This window comes from Mycobacterium sp. E342 (assembly GCF_001667665.1).
Classification (GTDB): domain Bacteria; phylum Actinomycetota; class Actinomycetes; order Mycobacteriales; family Mycobacteriaceae; genus Mycobacterium.
On the sequence record NZ_LZJM01000236.1, the window covers coordinates 1 to 850 of the forward strand.

At 64.2% G+C, this 850-nt stretch carries 1 protein-coding gene; it reads left to right on the plus strand.

The window, feature by feature from the left end:
• Positions 1–26 precede the first annotated feature (26 nt).
• A partial coding sequence (locus A5692_RS18325) for a CHAT domain-containing protein (RefSeq protein WP_197514500.1) occupies positions 27–850 on the plus strand: 824 nt, incomplete at its 3' end.

Sequence of the window (850 nt, forward strand, 5' to 3'; positions counted from 1 at the left end):
AGCGGCTGCGTGAAGTGGGACGGCAGTTGTTCGAGACGCTGTTTAGCGGTCCGGTGTTGGGCTCCTATCGGGCCAGCCTGGGTGTTGCGCAGCAGCGCGGTGAACCGTTGCGGGTGGTGCTGCGCCTGACCGCACCGCAGCTTGCCGCACTGCCGTGGGAGGCGTTGTTTGATGCCGAGATCGACGCGTACATCTGCCGCAAGGAGCCGCTGGTGCGGCACGTGCCCGCTCCCTTTACCCCCGAACCTTTGAAGGTGACCCCTCCCCTGCGGGTGCTGGGTCTGGTCGCCTCACCGCGCGGGATGCCCGCTTTGGATGTTGCTGCTGAGCAGGAGCGTCTGTCTAAGGCGTTGGCCGGGCCGATCAGGGAGGGTCTGGTCGAACTGGAGTGGTTGGTGCAGGCCAGTTGGGATGATGTGCAGGATAAGTTGTTAGCGCCCAGAAAGTGGCATGTGCTGCACTTCATCGGCCACGGCGACTACGACACGACCACGGATCAGGGTCAAATCGCCCTGGTTGGTGAAGGCGGCCAGGCGAATTTGGTGGGAGCCGACCAACTGGCCGACCTGCTGTATCAGCCCGACGGCACTCTTCGGCTGGTGGTGTTGAACTCCTGCTCTTCCGGCGAAGAAGGATCCCAGGATGTGTTCTCCGGAACCGCCGCCGCTCTGGTGCGTGGCGGCATCAGCGCGGTGGCCGCCATGCAGTTCAGCGTGAGCGACCGCGCTGCGATCGACTTCGCCCGGGGCTTCTACTCCGCAATCGCTCACGGACGAGACGTTGACGATGCGGTGGTTGAAGGCCGAAAATCCATCCTCGGTGCGCCCGGAACCCTCGAATGGGTCACCCC